We start from the raw sequence: 6119 nt of genomic DNA, 5'->3' as shown, positions 1-6119 counted from the left end.
TCAAGCCCGCGGCGGCTGTTCACCCCGAGATTGCCCCGCTGCGCTCGCAATGACACCCAAAGCAACCCCTTAGATTGCCGCGCTGCGCTCGCAATGACACCCCCGAGATCGCCACGCTTCGCTCGCGATGACATGTGGAGAGTCCTGGCTGTGGCCCGCGCATGTCATGGCGAGGAGCTTGCGACGAAGCAATCTCATGCCCGCGGTGGCTGTTCACCCCGAGATTGCCGCGCTGCGCTCGCAATGACACCCAAAGCAACCCCCAGATTGCTGCGCAGCGAGAAGCCTGCATGGTCAGAAGTCTGTTACCTCACACTAACGTGCGGTTTTCTGGCGTTTTATGTCAGAATGCACTCCTCCAGGAGGAATGCCCATGACTCAGATGCGCTGGGAACAGTTACTTTCCCCACGTCGTCTTCACGATCAACGCTCAACAAGCACGCGTGAAATCGGTCGTAGCCCGTTTCATAAAGATCACGACCGAATCGTTTTCTCAGGTTCGTTTAGGCGCCTTGGGCGCAAGACCCAGGTGCATCCGCTGACCGAAAATGATCATATCCATACTCGCCTAACTCACTCGCTAGAAGTTGGCTGTGTAGGTCGCTCCTTGGGCATGATTGTGGGTGAGCTGCTGCATGATCGTTTGCCTAAATGGATTACCCCCGCCGATCTTGGGGTCATTGTTCAGACAGCGTGCCTGGGACATGACATTGGTAATCCCCCTTTTGGTCACGCCGGTGAGTATGCTATTCGCGATTGGTTTCAGCGTGCTCAGAGCAGCGGCCTGTTAGAAGGTCTTTCAGATGCTGAGCGCGAGGATCTGTTGACCTACGAAGGTAACGCTCAAGGATTTCGAGTGATTACCCAGATCGAATATAACCAGTTTAATGGCGGTATGCGGCTATCAGCGGCCACACTGGGTGCGCTGCTTAAATACCCTTGGACGGTTCGTTACAGCGGGCGGGCGGGCAAGTTTGGAGCATATCAGTCAGAGCAGGCACTCCTCAAAGAGGTGGCTCAAGCGGTTGGGCTGTTGCCCCAAGGCGAGCAGCGCTGGTGCCGTCATCCCTTGGCGTGGCTAGTCGAGGCAGCAGATGATATCTGCTATGCCCTGCTGGATCTGGAGGATGGTTTGGAGATGGGCATCCTGCGCTATGAAGAGGTTGTCGAAATACTACGCCAAATTGCCGGGGAGTTCCCGCCCGAGTATGCCGATATGCAAGCCCGTAACGTGTCCCAGCGTCGCCGTATTGCCCTGCTGCGGGGTGCCGCTATGGAACGTGCGGTCAATGATGTAGGCAAGGTGTTTGTGCAGCATGAGCAGGCCCTGCTGAGTGGCACGCTCAGTGATGACTTATTGGAGCTGTGTCACCCCGACTTGGGGTGGGGCGTTCAAGCGGCGAAGCAATTAGCTCGAGAGCGTATTTTCCAGAATGAGCGTAAAGCAAAACTGGAGATTGGCGCATATACGACGCTGGGTATTCTGCTGGAAGCTTTTATTGGCGCTGCACATGAGCTTCACCATACAGGGCACTCATCGTTTAAACACCAGCGTGTACTGGCTCTGATTGGCGAAAATACGCCACTGCCTTCATGGTCGCTTTACGATAGCTACCGGCGAATGCTGGACTTTATCGGTGGGATGACCGACCACTATGCGGTAGATCTGGCCCAGGAGATGGGTGGCCGACTGCGCGGCGATTGAGCGAAATTCACTTAGACTGAAGGTTGGCTCAGGTGCTTCAGCTCCATCAGCTTAGCGCGCTCAAGCAGAACGTTAATGACCTTGTCATGAATGGCATCGTTGAGTGGGCCTGGCGTTAGCTCAGTTAACTGCTTTGCAAGGGTATCGCCGCTTACCACCAAAATATCCGGGGCGGCTTCGCTGTTATCTATTTTCCAACCCGGTAGCACCAATACGCCTCGTACTGGCACGGGTACGCCGCAGCGGCGCTCAAGCCAGTGAGTCAGCCAGCTAACCCCTTGGCGTGTTTTGTGCAACGGTCGACGCTCTTGCCAGTGCGGAAAGCGCAACCGCTCGCGTTCAACGGCTACTGTGTTGAGTTCATTGCCATCGGTACCGATAGCGAGTGTTCTTGCTCGTGTCTCGACCACAAATACGCCATGGGGCGTTACGACGACGTGATCGATCGTGAAGCTATCGGTGGGCACATCATGAAACACATAGTAAGGGTGCGCATCAGGGCGGACTAAGCGTTCCAGCTCTTGACCAACGGCCAGTTCGCAGGCTAAGCCTAATTTTAAGCGACGGATACGCTGATAGTCGCGTACCAGCAGTAATGAAAAGGTCAGCACAAGTAAGGTGCTGAGCAGGCCATACAGTGCCCATTCGACCCAGTCTTGTCGCTCGACAAAGAGCATGCGCCCCATCCCGTAAACAAGCGGAGCGAGGCTTATAATGGGCCCTAACGCGCCGTTTAAAAATAGGCTGGAAAAAGCCTTGTCAAGGCGGTGCCGCAGCGCTTGGCCCGGTTCATGAAGGGGTGCGTTGAATGGGGAGTGAACGCGAGCATCGTGCAGGCTGCGCAGCGCAAGGACAATACTGGCCATTGCCGCCATGGGGAATAAAAAGATCAGGGGTAGCACGTATTCCAGCCAAGCCATTGCAGTGCCTTGCTCTATAGCGACTTACCCGATGGTAAGTCGCGATGGTAAGTTATAGTGGTGTAGAGGCTAACCTAACCTCCAGCGAGTTTAACCTGATAGCCGAGGGCGCTTAACTCTTGACGTAGGGTATCGCGGTGGTCGCCTTGAATTTCAATAATACCCTCTTTAACTGCTCCACCCGTTCCGCAGCGCTTTTTAAGCGTTTTTGCCAAGGTTTTAAGCTCTTCGCTAGGCAGGGGAATGCCACTAACAGTAGTAACGCCTTTGCCTTTCCGGCCACTCGTTTCGCGGCGAATGCGTACCACGCCATCAAGTGCCGCTAAACGTTGCTGCTCACTCAAATCATCGCAGTAACAGACATCGAGTGGTTCCCGGCAGGTAGGGCAGGTTTTGCCATGTTCGGTGGAGTAAACCAGCCCACCGAGCTGGTCACGTAAAGAGGCCATTATCCTCCTCCAATTGAGTGTTGAGGCACAGGGGTTTGCCAATACTCACGCGTGAGTCGCTCCACCACGGCGGGTAACTGATACATACTGCTGATCATGATAGCGTTTTCAGGCGTTGTTTCAGCATCAGGGAAACGGTTTAAGTGGATCACCGTCATTCCCGCTTGAAGCGCCGCGCGCACACCCACCAAGGCATCGTCTATCGCAATGCAGTCACGCGCTGAATAGCCCATGATACTCGCTGCGTGTAAATGTAAACAGGGTTCGGGCTTCCAGCAATGGGCGGTATAGCCACTGAAAAAGCGTTTGCCAAAATAGTCGCTAAACCCGGTAGTCTCTAAAGCCGTGCAAATTTTGCTTTCAGGCCCGTTAGACACTACGGCACTGGGATAACCCGCCAAAACATCCAGAGCTTCGTGGGCGCCTGGTATGGTGGTCAACTCGTGAGCAAGCCGAGTGGCTAGATTGGCCCTCATGGAAGCTTCCATGCGGTCAAGCTGGTCAGGGTCTACGTCACCATAGCGTTGTTGCAGTTCAGCAACGATGCGCCGAAAGCGTGCTCCACGAAACTCGCCAAGATAATCAGTAGCAGCGAAAGGCAGGCCTACTGAATTAAGCCCGGCGGCCATCTCTTCGGCCAGTAGTGGCTCGCTATCGACGAGTGTGCCATCACAGTCAAACAGCAAAAGTGGGAGCGGCATTGCGGTTCCTTGCAGCGGCTTAAGCGCTGCCAGTGTTAGTTGAAGCCATTCATACTGCTATTGAACGGGATTTTACGCCATTTGTGAACACTGTTTTGTTATTTATTGCTTGCCTGCACGAAACTCTTGAGCCAGCTTAAATGGTTACGTTCATTTTGGTGGCTGTTGTATGTCATCTAGCTTCTGAACACGCTGTAGCGCTAGCGTTGGAAATGGCCAAGCTGCGCTGAAGAGATAGTAGGGATACACTATCCTGTCATAACCACAACATGGAGAACGCCCAATGCGACTAACCCCTTGGATGCTACCCTTTGCACTCAGCGCTGCTTTGCTAACGACGACTGGCTATGTGTTTGCTGACAGCCATGAGTCAGAAGGCGAGCAGCACCAGCCTCTGGATGATGCAACACTTGAAGCGGAGTACGGTATTAAAGCGGGGTCGGTCAAACGCGACGAAGACGCGTCATCTAGTGATTCCGATGGCGCTGAGGAGCAGGCACGCGCCCGTGAAGAGGAAAACGAAGAAGTAGCCACCAGCGCAGGCGAGGCTGACGTAGAGCTAGAGCCTGGCAAGAGTGAAGAGCGCAACCCAGAGGCTGGCACAGGCGGCACTGGCAGCCCGGAAGATGCTATTCTTAGCAGCGAAGAAGAGAATAGCGAAGATGACGAGGATGGCACCGACGATAATGAGTAACGTCAGTGCCTAAGCCCTACTTAGCGAGTCGACGCGAGTTAGCGCTACTACGCTGATGGTAAGGCTTCATTGTGCGCTGGCTGGTAACCCACCAAGGGGCTTGTTTCCCGCTCATTGAGTTAAGCAGCGCTTTTTGCATGACGAGGCCAGCTTCCATGCTGGCCTCGAGTTTTTCGGTGACCATACGTTGATTTTCTTGCATCATTTTAGGACTGAAAAATGGCTGTGTTTGCCATAAATGATTTCGCATAGTGATCGTCGACAAAGATGTTGACCATAGCTCAAAGGCCATGATGCCGACTTTCCAAATATCGAACATCGCTACCGGGGTAGTGGGGATTAGGGACAGGGGAGTCGTCGATTTCATAAGCGTTGTGGCCTCCTTGCTGGAACACGAAACGTCGTGGCCTCATCATCAGTGTTAGGGTATTAATGCTGCAATGCAACATCTATTTTATTAGCCAAAAAAAAGACGACCAGGCAGGTCGTCTTTTTCGAAAGGATGTCAATTACACGCTTATTTTACCTTGGGAGCTAGTTCGCCACGCTCATAGCGCAAGAACATCTCTTCCAGACTGATTGGCTTAATCTTACTGGCATTACCAGCCGTGCCAAAGGCTTCGTAGCGAGCGATACATAGGTCGCGCATCGCGGTAACAGTCTCTTTCAAGAACTTACGCGGGTCGAATTCAGACGGGTTCTCAGCCAGGAAGCGACGCACTGCACCGGTAGATGCCAAGCGCAGGTCGGTATCGATATTGACCTTGCGCACGCCGTGCTTGATACCTTCAACGATCTCTTCGACGGGCACGCCATAAGTTTCAGGAATCTCGCCGCCATACTGGTTAATCACTTCCAGCCACTCCTGGGGAACAGAAGAGGAGCCGTGCATGACCAGGTGAGTATCCGGAATTCGCGCGTGGATCTCTTTAATACGCTGAATAGACAGCGTGTCACCGGTAGGTGGCTTAGTAAATTTGTAAGCGCCGTGGCTGGTACCAATGGCAATCGCCAGTGCGTCTACGTGGGTGGCTTTAACAAACGCTGCGGCTTCTTCCGGATCGGTAAGCAGTTGCTCCATATCCAGCTTGCCTTCTGCGCCGATGCCGTCTTCTTCACCGGCCATACCGGTTTCCAGGCTGCCCAGGCAGCCCAGCTCACCTTCGACGGAGACGCCACAGGCGTGGGCCATTTCCACCGCGCGACGAGTAACGTTGACGTTGTAATCATAGTCGGTGGGGGTTTTGCCATCTTCACCCAGCGAGCCATCCATCATGACCGATGAGAAACCGAGCTGGATAGAGCGCTGGCAGACCGCAGGGCTGGTGCCGTGATCCTGGTGCATAACCACAGGGATATGCGGAAACTCTTCGACGGCCGCCAAAATCAGATGGCGCAGGAAAGGCGCACCCGCATACTTACGCGCGCCAGCAGAAGCTTGCACGATCACCGGTGAATCAGTGGCATCCGCGGCTTCCATGATGGCGCGCATTTGCTCAAGGTTATTGACGTTGAACGCCGGAATGCCGTAACCGTATTCGGCGGCGTGGTCGAGCATTTGGCGCATGCTGATCAGAGCCATAAAATTATCTTACCTGTTTGCGTTGTCAATTGGGTTATCTGAACGAGCACCATGAGCGCCCAGGTTCA

Annotated in this window: 7 protein-coding genes; 2 read left to right on the top strand and 5 right to left on the bottom strand. The window is 54.0% G+C overall.

Going from position 1 to position 6119, the window contains the following annotated elements:
• Positions 1-373 precede the first annotated feature (373 nt).
• A complete protein-coding gene (locus KUC_RS05515; protein ID WP_040479611.1) occupies positions 374-1705 on the top strand; it encodes a deoxyguanosinetriphosphate triphosphohydrolase in 1332 nt (443 codons plus the stop codon).
• Positions 1706-1716: 11 nt separating this feature from the next.
• Here KUC_RS05515 and KUC_RS05510 read toward each other — a convergent pair whose 3' ends face one another.
• The 3 genes from KUC_RS05510 to KUC_RS05500 all read right to left on the bottom strand — a co-directional run bounded on the left by KUC_RS05510 (position 1717) and on the right by KUC_RS05500 (position 3775).
• The gene (locus KUC_RS05510) at positions 1717-2625 is read right to left on the bottom strand and encodes a nuclease-related domain-containing protein (RefSeq protein ID WP_007112142.1); all 909 of its coding nucleotides are present in this window, start codon (positions 2623-2625) and stop codon (positions 1717-1719) included.
• Between the two features lie 74 nt (positions 2626-2699).
• Entirely contained in the window at positions 2700-3074 is a 375-nt protein-coding gene (locus KUC_RS05505) for a translation initiation factor Sui1 (protein ID WP_007112141.1), read from the bottom strand.
• Positions 3074-3775, bottom strand: coding sequence for an HAD family hydrolase (locus KUC_RS05500; protein ID WP_040479608.1), 702 nt, complete (start codon positions 3773-3775; stop codon positions 3074-3076). Before KUC_RS05500 ends, KUC_RS05505 begins: the two co-directional genes overlap by 1 nt.
• A 283-nt stretch (positions 3776-4058) precedes the next feature.
• Between KUC_RS05500 and KUC_RS05495 the strand changes: the two genes are divergently transcribed.
• Positions 4059-4469 carry a hypothetical protein gene (locus KUC_RS05495; RefSeq protein ID WP_040479605.1) on the top strand — a complete coding sequence of 137 codons (411 nt, stop codon included), beginning with the start codon at positions 4059-4061 and terminating at the stop codon, positions 4467-4469.
• Between the two features lie 16 nt (positions 4470-4485).
• Here the strand turns inward: KUC_RS05495 and KUC_RS05490 are convergent, their stop codons facing one another.
• Both KUC_RS05490 and fba read right to left on the bottom strand, forming a co-directional pair.
• Positions 4486-4836: a hypothetical protein gene (locus KUC_RS05490; protein ID WP_040479602.1), complete on the bottom strand. Its 351-nt coding sequence runs from the start codon at positions 4834-4836 to the stop codon at positions 4486-4488.
• Between the two features lie 150 nt (positions 4837-4986).
• On the bottom strand, positions 4987-6051 hold the full coding sequence (fba, locus tag KUC_RS05485; RefSeq protein WP_007112137.1) for a class II fructose-bisphosphate aldolase: 1065 nt from the start codon (positions 6049-6051) through the stop codon (positions 4987-4989).
• Positions 6052-6119 lie beyond the last annotated feature (68 nt).

The organism is Vreelandella boliviensis LC1 (assembly GCF_000236035.1).
Lineage (GTDB): Bacteria > Pseudomonadota > Gammaproteobacteria > Pseudomonadales > Halomonadaceae > Vreelandella > Vreelandella boliviensis.
Note: the sequence above shows the minus strand (reverse complement) of the source record. Positions and strands in the feature narration are given on the sequence as shown.